Origin of the sequence: Cellulomonas terrae (genome assembly GCF_007990265.1) — a bacterium.
Taxonomy (GTDB): Bacteria; Actinomycetota; Actinomycetes; order Actinomycetales; family Cellulomonadaceae; genus Cellulomonas; species Cellulomonas terrae.
This window is the reverse complement of the sequence record NZ_BJWH01000027.1, coordinates 1-16,655: the sequence shown is the minus strand read 5'-3', so window position 1 is coordinate 16,655 and position 16,655 is coordinate 1. Positions and strand designations below refer to the sequence as shown.

Here is a 16,655-nt window from a genome sequence, read left to right as displayed (position 1 = left end):
CGACCCATGGCAGACGCGATCACCGCACAGGGACTCGTCAAGCGATACAAGACTGTCACGGCCCTCGACGGGGTCGATCTCGCCGTACCCACGGGGTCGGTGTTGGGCCTGCTCGGACCCAACGGGGCGGGCAAGACCACCATCGTCCGCATCCTCACCACGCTCCTGAGACCCGACGAGGGCTCCGCGACCGTCGCGGGCGTGGACGTCCTGGGCAGACCGAGGGACGTCCGGCGCCGCATCGGGCTGTCGGGGCAGTACGCCGCGGTCGACGAGTACCTGACCGGCTTCGAGAACCTCGACATGATCGGCCGGCTGTACCACCTGGGAGCGAAGCGCTCCCGGGAGCGCGCGCGGGAGCTGCTCGCGTCGTTCCGGCTCGAGGACGCGGCGGACCGCCCGTCCAAGACGTACTCGGGCGGGATGCGCCGCCGGCTCGACCTCGCCGGCGCGCTGGTGGCGGACCCGCCGATCATCTTCCTCGACGAGCCCACGACCGGCCTGGACCCCCGCGGGCGCACGGAGATGTGGGAGGTCATCCAGGGACTGGTCGCGGGCGGGACGACGCTGCTGCTGACGACGCAGTACCTCGAGGAGGCCGACCTGCTGGCCGACGACATCGTCGTCATCGACCACGGCAAGATCATCGCGCAGGGCTCCGCCGACCAGCTGAAGACGCAGGTGGGCGGCGAACGGCTCGAGCTCACGGTGCGCGATCCCGCGACGCTCCTGCGAGCCCGGGACCTGCTCGAGCCGCTCGGCGTCGGAAAGGCCGCGCTCGACGAGGGGCGGCGGACGCTGCTCATGCCGATCACCGGCGGCGCGCAGGTGCTCACCGAGGCGCTGCGGGTGCTGGACGACGCGCAGATCGGCATCGATGACGTCGGGCTGCGCCGGCCCACGCTCGACGACGTGTTCCTGTCGCTGACCGGGCACGTCAGCGAGGAGGAGGCCCAGCAGCAGAACGGGCGGCCACCGGACCCTCCTCCGCCGGCACCCGCCCCCGCCGGCCGGCACGCGGCCGCCGACGAGTCCTCCACGGGAGGTGCCTGATGGCCGCGCCCACCGTCTTCGCAGACGCCTACGTCGTCGCCAAGCGCAACATCATCAAGATCAAGCGCGTCCCCGACCTGCTGGTCTTCACCACGCTCTCGCCGATCATGTTCGTCCTGCTGTTCGCCTACGTGTTCGGCGGTGCGATCGCCGTTCCCGGCGGCACCGACCCGGACGCGTACCGCGAGTTCCTCATGGCGGGGATCTTCGCCCAGACGGCCATCTTCGGCGCGACGATCACGGGCGCCGGGCTGGCGGAGGACATCAAGAAGGGGATCATCGACCGGTTCCGGTCGCTGCCCATGGCCCCGTCGGCCGTCCTGTCGGGCCGCACGATCTCCGACGTCGCCAACAACGTCCTCGTGCTCATCGTGATGTCGCTGACCGGCCTGCTGGTCGGGTGGGCCATCCACAGCTCGCCGGCCGAGGCGGCGCTCGGCTACCTGCTGCTCCTGGTCTTCGCCTACGCCATCTCCTGGATCATGGCGTGGCTCGGCATGCTGGTGCCCAGCGTCGAGGTGTTCAACAACGCCACGTTCATCGTGATCTTCCCGCTCACGTTCGTGGCGAACACCTTCGTCCCGCTGGAGACGCTGCCCGCTCCCCTGCAGACGTTCGCGGAGTGGAACCCGGTGTCGGCCGTGACCCAGGCCTCGCGCGAGCTGTTCGGCAACATCCCGGAGGGGGTCCCCACGCCGGACGCCTGGCCGCTGCAGAACCCCGTGCTCTACACGCTGATCTGGTCGGCGATCTTCATCGTCGTGTTCGTCCCGCTGGCGAACTACCAGTACCGCCGCTCGACGAGCCGTTGACGACCGCTGCCGCCCTCTCCGCAGGAGAGGGCGGCACCGTCAGACGGGCTGCAGCGTCGACCAGCCGCGGGCGCGGGCGGCTGCGGCGGCCAGCACGCCGGTGACTGCGGTCGGGCTGTGCAGACGGCCCGACAGCGCCGCGTCCACGGCGTCGTCGAGGGGCACCCACACCGGGACCATGGTCGCTTCCTCGTCCGTCCGCGTGAAGCGGTCGGCGTGCGCGACGGGCTGCAGGTCGCGCGCCAGGAAGACGCGGATCCGCTCGTCCGAGCCGCCGGGAGACGTGTAGAAGTCGACGAGCCGCCACCAGGCGCCGGCGACCAGGTCGGCCTCCTCCGCGAGCTCACGGGCGGCCGCCAGGACCAGCTCCTCGTCCGGCACGTCACGCAGACCGGCGGGTGGCTCCCACAGGACGGAGCGCACCGGGTGCCGGTACTGCGAGAGCAGCAGCACGCGGTCGTCGTCGTCGAGCGCGACGACCGCGACGGCACCCGGGTGCGCCACGTACTCACGGAGCACCTGGGAGTCGCCGAGGTCCACGACATCGCCCACGAGGTCGAAGATCTTCCCCGCGTGGATCACGTCGTGCGACACGACAGGACGCGGCGCCTCGACGTCAGCGAGCATCAGGACTCGTCGCCGCGCTGCGCCAGAGCCGCCTCGATGAGCCCGGCGAACAGCGGGTGCGCCCTCGTCGGACGCGACTTGAACTCCGGGTGCGCCTGCGTCGACACGTAGTACGGGTGCACGTCGCGCGGCAGCTCGACGAACTCGACCAGCGAGGTGTCGGGCGAGACGCCGGAGATGACCAGGCCGGCCTCCTCGAGCTTGTCGCGGTAGGCGTTGTTCACCTCGTAGCGGTGCCGGTGGCGCTCGGAGACCCGGGTCGAGCCGTACGCCTCGGCGACGACGGACCCGGGCGTCAGGACCGCCTCGTAGGCGCCCAGACGCATCGTGCCGCCCAGGTCGCCGTCGCCACCCACGATCGCGAGCTGCTCCGCCATCGTCGCGATGACGGGGTGCGCGGGGTCGGCGTCGAACTCGGACGACGAGGCACCGTCGAGTCCGAGCATCGTGCGCGAGAACTCGATGACCATGCACTGCAGGCCGAGGCAGATGCCGAGCGTCGGGACGAGGTTCTCGCGGGCCCAGCGGAGCGCGCCGAGCTTGCCCTCGATGCCGCGGACACCGAAGCCACCGGGCACCAGCACGGCGTCGACCCCCTCGAGCGCGAGCCGGGCGCCCTCGGGCGTCTGGCAGTCGTCGGAGGTGACCCAGCGGATGACGACCTTGGTGTCGTGGTGGAACCCGCCGGCCCGCAGGGCCTCGGTCACGGACAGGTACGCGTCGGGCAGGTCGATGTACTTGCCGACGAGGGCCACCTCGACGCGGTGGGCGGGCTGGTGCACGCGGTGCAGCAGCTCGTCCCAGCCCTTCCACACGACGTCCCGGAAGGGGAGGCTGAGGCGCTGCACGACGTACGCGTCCAGGCCCTCGGAGTGCAGCACGCGCGGGATGTCGTAGATGCTCGGCGCGTCCTTGGCGGTGACCACGCCTTCGACGTCGACGTCGCACATCAGGGCGATCTTGCGCTTCGTCGCCTCGGGCACCTCGCGGTCGGCCCGCAGGACGATCGCGTCCGGCTGGATGCCGATGCTGCGCAGGGCGGCGACGGAGTGCTGCGTCGGCTTCGTCTTCAGCTCGCCCGACGGCCCGATGTACGGCACGAGCGAGACGTGCAGGAAGAACACGTTGTCGCGGCCGAGGTCGTGGCGCACCTGGCGGGCGGCCTCGAGGAACGGCAGCGACTCGATGTCACCGACCGTGCCGCCGATCTCGGTGATGATGACGTCGATGTCCTCGTCCGCCTGCTGGCGCATGCGGGTCTTGATCTCGTCGGTGATGTGCGGGATCACCTGCACGGTGTCCCCGAGGTACTCGCCACGGCGCTCCTTGGCGATGACCTGCGAGTAGACCTGGCCGGTCGTCACGTTCGCCGAGCCCACGAGGTTCACGTCGAGGAACCGCTCGTAGTGGCCGACGTCCAGGTCGGTCTCGGCGCCGTCCTCGGTGACGAAGACCTCGCCGTGCTGGAACGGGTTCATGGTGCCCGGGTCCACGTTCAGGTACGGGTCGAGCTTCTGCATCGTGACGCGGAGGCCACGGGAGCGAAGGAGTCGGCCGAGGCTGCTCGCCGTCAGACCCTTGCCGAGGGAGGAGGCGACACCCCCGGTGACGAAGATGTGCCGGGTCGTGGATTCCGACCGCCCGGAGAGTCGATGCGCGCGCTCTGTCACGGGATTCCAACCTACCCGACGAACGCCCGTTGCCGGAGTGCCGGACGGGGTGAGTCCGGACACGTCACCGTCAGGACAGCGGCGCTCCGGGGTTCGCGGGGTCCGTGACGGGCGACGGTTCCGCGGGTCGGGGCTGCGCCTCGATGGTGCGGAAGTCCCGCAGCGTGGCGCGGTCACCGGCGAGCACCGCACCGGCGACGACGAAGGCCGCGATGACGGCGCCACCGGCCGCCGCGCCGATCGCCGTGACCGGGCCGTGGCCCGCCAGCTCCGCCACGGCGTCCACGACCCACCGGCCGGCGAGCGCGCCGACGCCGGCACCGACGACGAGCACGACCGCGGCGCGGGCGAGCCCGGCGGTCGCAGGACGCCCGGCGGCACGCCGCAGCAGGACCACCGCGACGAGCCCGCCGAGGAGCATGCCGAGCGACCCCGCCTGCGCGAGGGCGAGCAGGGTCGCCGCCGGGTCCTCTCCCGCGGGCGCCTGGATCGCCGCGAGCACGGGCGTCGCGACGACGACGGTGCCCCAGCCCACGACGTTGGCGGCGATCGCCGACCGTCCGCGCTCCAGCGCGTACAGCGCCCGCGACGCGTGGAACATCAGCGCGAACCCGAGCAGGCCGGGGGCCATCCACGTGATCGTGGTGGTCATCGCCTCCATGGCGGGCCCACCACCGGTGATCCAGACGAAGATGTCGGTCACCGCCGGTGCGACCGCGACCAGGACGGCAGCCCCGAGTGCCGCGGCCGCGAGGACGGCCCGCAGGGTGCCGGACGCCATGCGCGCGAAGGAGTCGTGCTCCCCGGACGCGGCCCGCTGCGCGAGCCGGGGGAACGTGGAGGTGGCCAGCGGGACGACGAGCACCGCGTACGGCAGGAGGTAGACCTGCTGCGCCCAGAGGTAGACCGACCACGTCCCGGCGCTGCCGCGGTCGTTCGCCACCAGGAGCGCCACGAGCACGGACAGCTGCTGCGCGACGAGCGAGCCGACCCCCGCGAACGCCAGGACGGCCAGCCGCCTGCCCACCTCCGGCGGGAACCGCAGCGTCGGCCGGATCCGCACACCGAGGCGGTGGACCGGCACGAACATCGGGAAGCACATCGCGGCGACGCCCAGCGTGGTCCCCCACGCGAGGACGGCGAGCGCGCTGTCAGCGACGGCGGCAGGGTCGTCGACCTGTCCGTCGGCGAGCGCCGCGTAGACCAGGTAGGTGGCGATCACGACCAGCGACGAGAGGACCGGGGCGAACGCCGGCCAGAAGAACCGCTTGTGCGCCTGGAGCACCGCGTACAGCAGCACCGCGATGCCGTACATCGGCACCTGCACGGCGAAGACGACGATGAAGTACTGCAGGAGCCCACGCTCGGCGTCGTCGAGCTTCGGCCACAGGGACGCGATGAGCCCGCTGGACGCCGCGAGGGCGCCACCGAGCGGGACCAGGACCAGCAGCGTCCAGCCGAACGTCGCCGACGTGATCGCGTCGACGTCCGTGCGGAGCGCACGAGACACCGGCAACGCCAGCACCGGGATGAGCGCCCCCGCGAGCGCCCCGCCGGCGGCGACCTCGAAGAGGACGTTGGGCAGCGTGTTCGCGGCGTTGTAGACCCCGCCGATGCTCCCCTCGCCGAACGCGTGCGCCTGGACGAGGTACCGGGCGAACCCGAGGACGCGGCTCAGGACGGTGACGGCCGCGATCATGACCGCGGCGCCGCCGAGCCCGGCGAGCAGGCGACGCGCCGCGGGGCTCACGCGGACCGGCCCGCAGGCGGGTCGACGGGCCGCCGCCCCCAGCCGTCGATCTCGCGCAGGACCGGGGTGCGCTCGATCACACGCGTGAAGCTGATCTTCTCGCTCGCCACGGTCAGCGCCACGACGACGGCGAGCGCAGCCAGCCGGACGGGTCGAGGAGCGCTGAGCACGACTGCCGTGCCGAGCGTCGCACCGAGCGCGTTGGCGCCACCGTCGCCGAGCATGTCGGCCTCGGCGAGGTCCTGCTCCATCGCGGCGCCCACCACACCGAGCACGGCGGCGCCCGCGCCGGCACCGTCGCCCGGACCGAGGCCGAGCGGAGCGGCGACGAGCGTCGCCGCCTTGAGGGCGCGGCCGGGCCGCAGGTCGAGGAGGTTCAGGAGGTTGGCGCTCGACGCGACGAGCGCCCCCGACGCGGCGACGTCGGCGAGCCAGCCCACCGTCGACCGACGCGAGCCGTCGTCCCGGTGCACGGGTGTCGCCACGGCGGCCGCGACGAGCGCGCCCGCGCCGATGCCGAGCACCTTCAGGCCGCCCGTGGTGAGCTCGCCGCGCGCCAGGGCACCGAGGTGACCGCGCAGCCCCTTGCGCCGCGACGAGGTGTCCTCCCCCAGGTCGTCCACCAGACCGAACGCGGCACCGGACGCGGTCGCGACCGTCAGCGCCACGGCTCCGCGCGTCGACGGCGCACCGACCAGGCCGCCCGCGAGCAGCCCTGCGGAGACGGCGGGACCTTCGAGCAGGCTGATCGGCTCGCCGCGGTGGTTCGTGCGGGTCCAGCGCGCCTGGCCGCCCGGCGCCTGGGCGTCGAGGATGCCGCGCACGACCCCGGTCACCGCGCTCGCGACGACACCCGTCAGGAGGCGTCGCGGGACGCCGACCGTCATCCCTCGGTCCCGGCGGTCGCTCCCGTGCCCTCCGGGACCCGCGGCGTCCGGTCGACCGGCGGGAGCTCGACGGCAGCGGGCAGCGGGGTCTCGTCCTCGCCGAAGCCGTAGTGGCCGTTGGTCCCCGCGATCCGGGCCGCCAGCGCGAGCGGCACGTTGACCTGCCCGGTGACCACGGCGGTGCCCGAGACGGTCGTGACGGACGCCGCGAGCTCCTGGTCGGCGAGCACGGCGTCGGTCAGGCTGCCCTCCCCGCGAGGCCCGTCGGCCAGCACGGCACCCGACGAGAGCTCCTGCGCGGCGCTCAGCACGGCGAGCTGTGCGGCGACGGACTCGGCAGGCACCGCGGTGGGCGTCGCACCCTCGACGACCGGCTCGATCGGCACACCGAGGACGACGATCGCGTCGGCCGGCACGGTGACCTGGTCGGCTACCGTCACGAGCGGGCTGTCGCTCTCGCTCGACGACAGGAGCTGCAGCAGCACCGAGGCGTCGTCGGACAGCACGTCGGGGTTGCTCGGGTCCGACGTGACGAGCGCCTGCACGAGGGCGGAGGCGAGCTCCCCCTCCACGCCGGCGTCGTCGGCCGGGACCGGGTCGAGGTACGTGAGCAGCTGACCGACCAGGGCCTGCCGGAAGGTCCGCGCGTCCGGGTCCGCCCACGTCTCCGTCAGGGTCACGTGCGCGGTGACGCTCGCACCGGACTGCGCGAGCCGCTCGTCGATCGCGGTCCGGACCGTCTCGTCGACCTCACCGAGCGCGATCACGGCCACGCGGCGGTCGGCCAGCGAGCCGTCGAGCAGCTGCGGACCCGCGGCGTCGATATACGTCTCGGCGTCCTGGAGCGCGCCGGTCGTCGTGTCGAGCTCCGCCCGCAGGGCGTCCTTCTCCCCGCGCAGCTGCTCGACCTGACCGGTGAGCGTGTCCCCGATGGTCTCCTTGAGCGGTCCCGCGCCGAGCGCGATGCCGACGGCGAGCGCGAGGAAGACCGAGATGAGCGAGACGATGTGGTACCGGAAGTCGATCACTGTGCGAGGTCTCCGTCGAGTACGTCACCGGCGGGGACCGGGACCAGGTGCAAGGTGCAGGCAGCGGCGGCAGGCGTCATCCGAACAACCCGCCGATCCACGACGTGATGTCGTCGATCCGGGCGCCCGACAGGCCGATCAGGGTCTGGCCCGCTGCGGTCGACGCGAGCGCCACGCCGAGGGCGAGGAGTCCGGCGAGGACCAGGAGCGTGAGCTGGAGGTTCGAGATCCGGTTCCGGTACAGCCGCGACACACCCTTCGCGTCGACCAGCTTGCTGCCGACCCGCAGACGCGTGAGGAACGTGCTCGCCATGCCGGAGCGGCCCTTGTCGAGGAACTCCACGAGCGTGGCGTGCGTGCCGACCGCGACGATGAGCTCGGCGCCCTTGTCGTCGGCGAGGAGCATCGCGACGTCCTCGCTCGTGCCGGTCGCCGGGAACACGACGTGCTTGACGTCGAGCTGCTCGACGCGGGCGAGCCCGGGCGCGCGGCCGTCGCGGTAGGCGTGCACGACGACCTCCGCGCCGCACATCAGCGCGCGGTCGGACACGGAGTCCATGTCGCCGACGATGAGGTCGGGCTTCCACCCGGCGTCGAGGATCGCGTCCGCTCCCCCGTCGACCCCGATGAGCACCGGACGGTACTCACGGATGTACGGGCGCAGCGTGACGAGGTCTTCCTTGTAGTGGTAGCCCCGGACGACGATCAGGACGTGCCGACCGTCGATCTCGGTCGAGATGTCCGGCACCCCGATCCCGTCGAGGAGCAGGTCCCGCTCGCGCCGCAGGTAGTCCATGGTGTTCGCCGCGAACGACTCGAGCTGCACGGAGAGGCCCGCGCGGGCCTCCTCCATCGCCGCCGCCACGCTCGCCTCGGTCTGCAGGACCCCCTCGGCGACGAGCGTGTCCCCGTCGTACACAGCCGCGTCGACGATCCGGAGCCGGTGCCCCTCGGTGATGGCCATGACGTCCGCACCGAGGTCGTCGATCAGCGGGATGCCCGCCTCGACGAGGATCTCCGGGCCGAGGTTGGGGTACCGGCCCGACGTCGACCGCGCCGCGTTGAGCACGACCGACGGCTGGCACGCCACGAGCGCCTCGGCGGAGACGCGGTCGAGGTCGAGGTGGTCGATGACCGCGACGTCACCCGGTCGCAGGCGCTTGGTCAGTGCCTTGGTCCGGGGGTCGACACGTGCCGGGCCGGCGGAGACGCCGGCTTCGGGCATGGCGGTGCGCTTGCGCAGGGAGGCTCTCATCGCCGCTCATCGTCCCACGGACGAGAGCTCGAGCAGTTCTGCGGCGTGCGTCCGCGCGGCGTCGGAGTCCTCCTGACCGGACAGCATGCGGGCCAGCTCGCGCACACGCTCGTCGCGCGTGACCAAACGCACGTCCGACTCGGTCACGACGTCGACCCCGTCGGCCGTCGACTTGGTGACCACGAGGTGGTGGTCGGCGAACGCCGCGACCTGCGCGAGGTGCGTCACGACGAGCACCTGGCTGCCCTGCGCGAGCGCCGACAACCTCCGGCCGACCTCGATCGCCGCCCGGCCGCCCACGCCTGCGTCGACCTCGTCGAAGACGAACGTGCCCGGCCGCGTGGCCCCCGGCGCCGTCGCGAGCGCGACCTCGATCGCCAGCATCACGCGGGACAGCTCGCCACCGGAGGCGCCCTTGCCCAGCGGTCGTGCAGGTGCCCCGGCGTGCGGGACGAGGAGCATCTCGACCCGGTCGGCGCCGTGCGGTCCGGGCTCGTCCGCCGGATCGACGGTGACCCGCAGCTCGGCGCCGCCCATCGCGAGGCCCGAGAGCTCCTCGGAGACGACGGCGGAGAGCCGCTCGGCACCGCCGCGCCGACCTGCTGTCAGTCCGTCCGCCAGCGTGCCCAGCTCGTCGTCGAGCCGAGCGCGTGCGTCGCGCAGCTCCGCGATGCGTTCGTCCCCGCCGTCGAGGTCGAGCAGGCGACGGCCGGCGGTGTCCGCCCAGGCCAGCACCTCGGTCACCGTGCTGCCGTAGCTGCGCGTGAGCGTCGCCAGGTCGGCTCGGCGCCGCTGTGCGGCGTCGAGACGCAGGGGGTCCGCCTGGAGGTCCTCCAGGTACGCGGCCAGGTCCGTGGAGACGTCCGCGAGCAGGTACCCGGCCTCGGCGATCCGCGTGGCCAGCGCGGCCAGCGCGGGATCGTGCGCGCCCTCGTGCTCGAGCAGCCGTCGCGCGAGCTCGATCGTGCCGACCGCCGCGGCGCCCTCGTCGGCCCCGTCCTCACCCACGAGCGCCGCGTGCGCCCCGGCCGCCGCCGTCCGCAGGTCCTCGGCGTGCGAGAGCCGGTCGACCTCCTCGGCGAGCGTGACGTCCTCGGCAGGCTGCGGGTCGACCCGCTCCACCTCGGCGAGCCCCAGCCGCAGGAGCTCGGCCTCGCGCGCGCGGTCCCGTGCCTGGTCGACGAGCTCCGTGAGCTCCGCGTCCACGCGTGCACGTTCCGCCCAGGCAGCGCGGTACCGCGCGAGGAGCTCGTGGTGCGCAGCCCCGACGAACTCGTCGAGCGCCTCCCGCTGCACGGCCGGCGACCGCAGCCGTGCCTGGTCGGCCTGGCCGTGCACGGTGACCAGCTCGTCGGCGAGCTCGGCGAGCAACCCCTGCGGCACCGACCGTCCGCCCACGTACGCACGGGAACGACCGGCGACACCGTCGCTGCCGGCACCGACGGTGCGCAGCAGGACCAGGCTCCCGTCGTCGTCGAGCTCCGCGCCGGCCTCGGTGGCACGCTCGAGCGCGGTGCCACCGGCGTCCAGCACGACGCGCCCCTCGACCGCCGCCGACGCCGAACCGACCCGCACGGTCGCGGGGTCGGCCTTGCCGCCGAGCAGCAGGTTGAGCGCGGTGAGCACCATCGTCTTGCCGGCGCCCGTCTCACCGGTCAGGACCGTCAGTCCCGAACCCAGCTCGACGTGCGCCCGGCCGATGACGCCCAGGTTGTCGATGCGGATCTCCTCGATCACGCCGTCACCTCCGGAGGCACCTGTCGTGCGGCCGGCCGCGGTGCGCTCGGGCGGCCACGCCACCCGTCGACCGGCAGCCCGAACTTGTTCACCAGCCGGGTCGTGAACGGCGCGGGTGTCAGCCGGGCGAGCCGCACCGGGATGTCGCTGCGCGTGACCTCCACCCGTGACCCCGGGGGCACCTCGAGGCGTCGGCGCCCGTCGAGCGTGACCAGGCCCGCGGCAGGTGAGCGCTCGAGCACCTCGATGGCGAGCCGGCTGCGCGGGCCGACGACGAGCGGACGGGCGAACAGCGCGTGCGCGGAGATCGGGACGAGGATCATGCCGTCCACGTCCGGCCACACCACGGGACCACCGGCGGAGAAGGCGTGCGCGGTCGAGCCGGTCGCGGTCGCCGCGACGACCCCGTCGCAGCCGAAGGACGACAGCGGGTGGCCGTCGACCTCCAGGAGCACCTCGAGCATGCGCGACCGGTCGACCTTCTCCAAGGCGGCCTCGTTCAACGCCCACCCGGTTCCGGTGCTCCCGTCCGGGCGCGTGACCCGCACGTCCAGGGTGCCGCGCTCCTCGATGTCGAACTCGCCCGAGGTCAGGCGACGGACGGCCTCGCCGACGTCCTCCCGCTCGCTCTCGGCGAGGAACCCGACGTGCCCGAGGTTCACCCCGAGCAGCGGCACGGAGGTCCCGCGCGTGAGCTCGGCCGCTCGCAGGATCGTCCCGTCGCCGCCGAGCACGATGGCGAGCTCGAACGTCGGCAGGTCAGCCGCGTCGGCGTCCTCCGCGGCCAGGACCGCCTCGACGCCGGCTCGTTCCAGCTCCCGGACGGCCTCGTGGGTGGCCGCCACGGCCTCCTCGCGGCCCCTGTGCGTGACGACCAGGGCACGACGACTCACGGGGCCACCTCTCCGTCCGCCAGCACGGCGTCGCGGATGCGATCGGCGGGCACCTGCACCTCGCCGGCATCGTCCGACCGGACCAGCCACAGGAAGAACTCGACGTTCCCGCTCGGTCCGGGCAGGGGGCTGCGGACCACACCGCGCACCGCGAGGCCGAGCTCGGCCGCGGCGCGCGCGACGCCGACCACCGCGTCCACCCACAGCGCAGGCAGGCGGACGACCCCGCCGGACCCGAGCCGCTCGCGCCCGACCTCGAACTGGGGCTTCACCATCAGCAGCAGGTCGGCGTCAGGTCGTGCCACCGCGACGAGCGCCGGGAGCACGAGCGTCAGCGAGATGAACGAGAGGTCGGCGACGACGAGGTCCGGCGCCGGGGTGATGTCACCCTCGGTCAGCGTCCGGACGTTCACGCCTTCCCGGACGTCGACCCGCGGGTCGTGGCGGAGCGCGTCGACGAGCTGGTCGTGCCCGACGTCGACGGCGACCACCCGGCTGGCACCCCGCCGCAGCAGCACGTCCGTGAAGCCGCCGGTGCTCGCGCCCGCGTCGAGGCACTGCCTCCCTGCCACGACAGGCCCGTCCGCACCGAGCGCGTCCAGGGCGCCGGCCAGCTTGTGCCCGGCGCGCGAGGCGTACCCGGGGTCGGCGTCGTCGGCCCGGACGGCGACCTGCCGCTCCTCGGTGACCTGGACGGCGCTGCGGTCCACGGCCGACCCGTCGACGGTCACCCGGCCGGCGGCGATCAGCTCACCGGCGTGCCGACGCGACCGGGCCAGACCGCGACGCACGAGCTCCGTGTCGAGGCGTGTGGTCACCGCCGGTCAGCCCTCCACGTCCGCGAGGCGGTCCTGGAGGGCGCCGTGGACCGCGTCGAAGACCGCGACGTGGTCACGCAGCGGCTGGTCCTCGAGCCCCACCAGCGCCGACAGCGCCTGGTCGACGGCGTCGTCCGACGTCGAGGTGATGTCTGTCTCGCTCACTGCGCCGCCTCCCGACGTGGTCGTGTGCCCGCACGGTCCGCGCAGTGCCGACCGACGGACCCGATGGGCACTGACGCGCCACGGGACGCGCCCACGCTACCTGGCGCAGCCCACATCGCCCTGTCGCCACACACAGCGCGGCCCCTCCGGACGCCGGGGTCAGCCGTGGGCGAGCGCCGTCGCCAGCTCAGGGACGGAGGACGGGTCGAGCTCGGCACCGCCGTCGACCGCAGCCCAGGCCGCCGCGCACGCGGCCCGCACGACGTCGACCTCGTCCTCGACCGACGACGTCGCGCCCCGACCGAGCTCGAGCCTGCCGTCGAGGACGCGGGCCGACGCGCCGCGAACCGTCCACCAGCCCTCCGCGGACTGCTGCGGCTCCGGGTGCGCGACCAGCAACGAGCGCAGGTCGGCGCCGATCAGGTGCGGGCGCTCCCCCGGCACGGCCAGGACGTCGTCGCGGGCGGAGCTCACACCCGTCAGCACGTGCAACCCGATGTAGCCGCCCGCCCGGGCACCCGCGAGGTCCGTGTCGAGGCGGTCCCCGATGACGAGCGTCTCGCGCGCCCCGACCCGTGCCACCGCCATGTCGTACATGGTCGGCTCCGGCTTGCCCGCGCTGTCCGGCGTCACGCCCGTCGCCGCCCGCACCGCACCGACGAGCGAGCCGTTCCCGGGTGCGAACCCGCGCGCCGTCGGCAGGCTCAGGTCGAGGTTCGACGCCACGTGCCACGCGCCGCGGCCCACCGCGTACGCGGCCTCCGCCAGCTGCGGCCAGCCCACCTCGGGCGCGAACCCCTGCGCGACCGCCGCGGGGTCGTCGTCCGCCGACTCCACGACCACGTACCCCGCTGCCCGCACCGCCGTGACCAGACCGGCCCCACCGACGACGAGCACCTTCGACCCGCGCGGCAGGCGCGTGAGCAGCAGCTGCGCCGCCGCCTGCGCGGCCGTCATGACCTCCGACGGCTCCGCCGCGATGCCCAGCTCCGTGAGCTGGTCCGCGACGGACTCCGGCTCACGGGACGCGTTGTTGGTGACGAACACCAACCGCATGCCCCGCGCGCGGGCCGCGGTCAGTCCCTCGGCCGCGCCGTCGATCGGCTCGTGCCCGCGGTAGGCCACCCCGTCCAGGTCGACGAGCGCCAGGTCGAACCGGTCAGCGAGCGGCGTCTGCGAGCCGACGAGTCCGCCCGTCACCGACCGCCCTCCGCCTCATCCGCACCCGTCTCGGCCTGGTCGCGCGCCGCGTCTGGCGTGACGTCGTCCACCACGTCGGGCGTCGAGCCGTCCGCACCGTCGCCGGCACCGCCGTCCGCAGGGGCGACGTCGTCAAGGACGTCGTCACCGGACCCCGCGTCATCGGGCTCGGCGTCGTCGGGTGCCTCCTCGTCGTACTCGCCGTCGGCGTCGAACTCGCTCAGGTCGAACGAGACGACCTCGTCCTCCACCTCGACGTCACCGGCCGCCTCGTCGAGCTGGTCCTGCGTGTACGGCGCGAGCTCGGCGACCGCCTCGGCGGACCGTCCGGCTGCCTCCAGAGCAACCGCACGTGCCTGAGCCACCCGGATCGAGGCGAGCCCGGTCCCTGCCCGCACGGCGGGGGTCGACAGAGCCGCCACGGCAGCCTCGGCCTGACCGAGGTCCAGGCGCGCGCCGCTGACGACCATCGCGAGCTCGATCTTCGCCTCGGCGTCGAGCGTCTCGGCCTCCGGCTCCTGAGCCAGTGCCAGCGCCCGCTCGGGTCGGCCGAGACCGCGTTCGCAGTCGGCCATGATCGCCAGGTGCTCGGACGAGCCGTTGAGGCGTCGCACGGTGCGCAGCTCGCGCAGCGCCTCGGAATACCGTCCGGTGCGGTACGCCGCAAGACCGGCTGCCTCCCGCACGACGTCGACGCGCCCCGCCCGCCGGACCGCCGCCTGGGCGTGCTCGTACGCGAGCTCGGGCTGGACGTCGAGGAGCCGGCCCACCATCACGAGGTGGCGGCCGACACCGTCCGCGTTGTCCTTGCTCAAGGTCCGCAGGCGTCCCCGGACCGACCGGTCGAGGTCGCTGAACACGACCTCCTCCGGGATCTCGGGCGCGACGACGCGCTCCTCCTGCGGAGGACGGGTCAGCCGACGGTCGTCACTCTCCCGACGGTCTGCGCCCGCCGCGTGGCCGCGGCCCGAACCGGACCGGTCGTCCCGACCGGACCCGCCGGAGGGTGGCCGACGATCGCCGGTCGCAGGGCGATCGGCGCGGTTGCCACCGGCTGCCGGACGGGAGGAGGTGCCTCGCGCGTCCGAGGTCCGCGGGACCCGGTCACCGCTCGGAGGACGCTGACCGCCCGACGACGACCGGTCGGTCGACGGACGCCGGTCACTGCCCGAACGCCCCGCCTGGCTCGGACGGTCGCCGCCCGCCGGGCGGCCGCCATCTGCACGGTCGCCGTACGAGGGCCGGTCGGTACCACGGCTACGGTCACCGCTCCCGGAAGGACGGTCACCGTACGACGGACGATCGGCGCCACGACTGCGGTCACCGCTCCCGGAGGGACGGTCACCGTACGACGGACGCGCACCTCGGTCCCCACCGCCGTAAGCAGGGCGGTCACCGTACCCGGCCCGCTCACCGCCGGACCGCTCACCGTACGAGGGGCGGTCACCGCGTCCGCGGTCACCGCCGCCGGAGCGCTCGCCGTAGGAGGGACGGTCGCCGGAAGGACGCCCCCCGGACTCAGGGCGGGCGCTGCCGGAACGGTCACCGTACGACGGACGACCGCCACCGGAACGGTCGCCGTAGGACGGACGACCACCGGGAGCGCGATCCCCGTACGAAGGGCGAGTGCCGCCCGATGCGCTGCGATCGCCGCCGCCGGACCGATCGCCGTACGACGGACGATCACCGGAGCCGCGGCCGCCGTACGACGGACGCTCGCCAGGCCCGGAGCCGCGGTTCCCGTACGAGGACCGCTCCCCGCTCGTGGAGCTTCCGTAGGAGGGTCGGTCACCGCGTCCACGCTCGCCCGCGCTGCCACGGTCGCCGTACGCGGGGCGGTCACCGGCCGGACGGCCGCCGGAGGAGGGACGGTCGCCACCGCGCCGGCTGCCGTAGGACGGCCGATCACCCGCAGGCCGCCCACCGGACGACGAACGCTCGCCGGAAGGACGGCTCCCGTACGAGGAGCGACCGCCACCGGACCGGTCACCGGAAGAGGGACGGTCGGAGCCACGACCCTGGTCGCGGCCACCGCTGCGATCGCCGTACGAGGGGCGGTCGGACGAGCGACCTGCGCCATAGGCACCGCCGCGGTCGCCTCCTTGACGGTCACCGGACGGTCGCTCAGCACCGCGGCCGCGGTCGCCTGCGCCGGAGCGGTCACCGGAGGACGGACGCTCGCTGCGCCCGTACCCGGCCCGGTCACCGCCAGATCTGCTGCCGTAGGGCGCCCGGTCGCTGCCGGGTGCGGACCGATCCCCTGCGCGCGCGTCCCCGGCGCGTCCGGCGGACGAGGGCCGGAACCCCCGGTCGTCACCGGACGGACGCCCACCGGACGTCGGTCGGTATCCCCGATCGCCACCGGAGCCGTACGAACCGGTCGACCGTTCGCCGCGCTGCGACGACCCTCCGGAACCCTGCCGGCCGCTGCCGCCGGACGGTCCGCCACGCGACGCTCCGCCACCGTGCGAGCCACGCGCCGAGCTGGAGTTGCCGTCGGGTCGACCTCGGTCCGCCCCACCCGAGCGGCCACGGCCGTCGGGTGTGCTCCCGGCACGATTCTCGCTGTTCATCTGTGTGCTCTCCTCGTCGCGATCGACCGCCCCATCGTCTCATCCCCGACTCCGGGTGCCGGACGGCAACCTGCGGGCCGTACCGACGGCGCGGAACGGGGACGACACTGCGGTGATTCCTGGTGATCAATACGCCCGACGTTGCGCGCAGAAAAACTGTTGGGGAAACAGAAAGAGCCACCCCCGT

General features: G+C 73.8%; 14 protein-coding genes. 2 read left to right on the top strand and 12 right to left on the bottom strand.

Features of this window, described 5'->3' with window-relative positions; all coding sequences use genetic code 11:
- Window positions 1-6 precede the first annotated feature (6 nt).
- Window positions 7-1,053 carry an ATP-binding cassette domain-containing protein gene (locus CTE05_RS18125; RefSeq protein ID WP_146847701.1) on the top strand — a complete coding sequence of 349 codons (1,047 nt, stop codon included), beginning with the start codon at window positions 7-9 and terminating at the stop codon, window positions 1,051-1,053.
- A complete protein-coding gene (locus CTE05_RS18120; protein WP_146847700.1) occupies window positions 1,053-1,865 on the top strand; it encodes an ABC transporter permease in 813 nt (270 codons plus the stop codon). The genes CTE05_RS18125 and CTE05_RS18120 overlap by 1 nt, the downstream gene beginning before the upstream one ends.
- 39 nt (window positions 1,866-1,904) lie before the next feature.
- Here the strand turns inward: CTE05_RS18120 and CTE05_RS18115 are convergent, their stop codons facing one another.
- The 12 genes from CTE05_RS18115 to CTE05_RS18065 form a co-directional block, all read right to left on the bottom strand.
- A complete protein-coding gene (locus tag CTE05_RS18115) occupies window positions 1,905-2,492 on the bottom strand; it encodes an NUDIX domain-containing protein (RefSeq protein ID WP_146847699.1) in 588 nt (195 codons plus the stop codon).
- Window positions 2,492-4,162: a CTP synthase gene (gene pyrG, locus CTE05_RS18110; RefSeq protein WP_146847698.1), complete on the bottom strand. Its 1,671-nt coding sequence runs from the start codon at window positions 4,160-4,162 to the stop codon at window positions 2,492-2,494. The genes CTE05_RS18115 and pyrG overlap by 1 nt, the downstream gene beginning before the upstream one ends.
- Window positions 4,163-4,232: 70 nt before the next feature.
- A complete protein-coding gene (gene murJ / locus CTE05_RS18105) occupies window positions 4,233-5,912 on the bottom strand; it encodes a murein biosynthesis integral membrane protein MurJ (protein ID WP_146847697.1) in 1,680 nt (559 codons plus the stop codon).
- Window positions 5,909-6,799 (bottom strand): hypothetical protein, encoded by an 891-nt coding sequence (locus CTE05_RS18100; protein WP_146847696.1) that lies wholly within the window; start codon window positions 6,797-6,799, stop codon window positions 5,909-5,911. The genes murJ and CTE05_RS18100 overlap by 4 nt, the downstream gene beginning before the upstream one ends.
- A complete protein-coding gene (locus CTE05_RS18095) occupies window positions 6,796-7,827 on the bottom strand; it encodes a copper transporter (protein ID WP_146847695.1) in 1,032 nt (343 codons plus the stop codon). Before CTE05_RS18095 ends, CTE05_RS18100 begins: the two co-directional genes overlap by 4 nt.
- Before the next feature lie 76 nt (window positions 7,828-7,903).
- Window positions 7,904-9,082, bottom strand: a complete 1,179-nt coding sequence (gene steA, locus CTE05_RS18090; RefSeq protein ID WP_146847694.1) for a putative cytokinetic ring protein SteA — start codon at window positions 9,080-9,082, stop codon at window positions 7,904-7,906.
- Window positions 9,083-9,088: 6 nt separating this feature from the next.
- Window positions 9,089-10,819, bottom strand: coding sequence for a DNA repair protein RecN (gene recN / locus CTE05_RS18085; RefSeq protein WP_146847693.1), 1,731 nt, complete (start codon window positions 10,817-10,819; stop codon window positions 9,089-9,091).
- Window positions 10,816-11,712, bottom strand: coding sequence for an NAD kinase (locus CTE05_RS18080; protein ID WP_146847692.1), 897 nt, complete (start codon window positions 11,710-11,712; stop codon window positions 10,816-10,818). Before CTE05_RS18080 ends, recN begins: the two co-directional genes overlap by 4 nt.
- Window positions 11,709-12,530, bottom strand: a complete 822-nt coding sequence (locus CTE05_RS18075) for a TlyA family RNA methyltransferase (RefSeq protein WP_146847691.1) — start codon at window positions 12,528-12,530, stop codon at window positions 11,709-11,711. The genes CTE05_RS18080 and CTE05_RS18075 overlap by 4 nt, the downstream gene beginning before the upstream one ends.
- Window positions 12,531-12,536: 6 nt before the next feature.
- On the bottom strand, window positions 12,537-12,695 hold the full coding sequence (locus tag CTE05_RS20395) for a hypothetical protein (protein ID WP_186814931.1): 159 nt from the start codon (window positions 12,693-12,695) through the stop codon (window positions 12,537-12,539).
- Between the two features lie 159 nt (window positions 12,696-12,854).
- The gene (locus tag CTE05_RS18070) at window positions 12,855-13,895 is read right to left on the bottom strand and encodes an HAD-IIA family hydrolase (RefSeq protein ID WP_146847690.1); all 1,041 of its coding nucleotides are present in this window, start codon (window positions 13,893-13,895) and stop codon (window positions 12,855-12,857) included.
- The gene (locus CTE05_RS18065; RefSeq protein WP_246123741.1) at window positions 13,892-14,755 is read right to left on the bottom strand and encodes a tetratricopeptide repeat protein; all 864 of its coding nucleotides are present in this window, start codon (window positions 14,753-14,755) and stop codon (window positions 13,892-13,894) included. Before CTE05_RS18065 ends, CTE05_RS18070 begins: the two co-directional genes overlap by 4 nt.
- Window positions 14,756-16,655 lie beyond the last annotated feature (1,900 nt).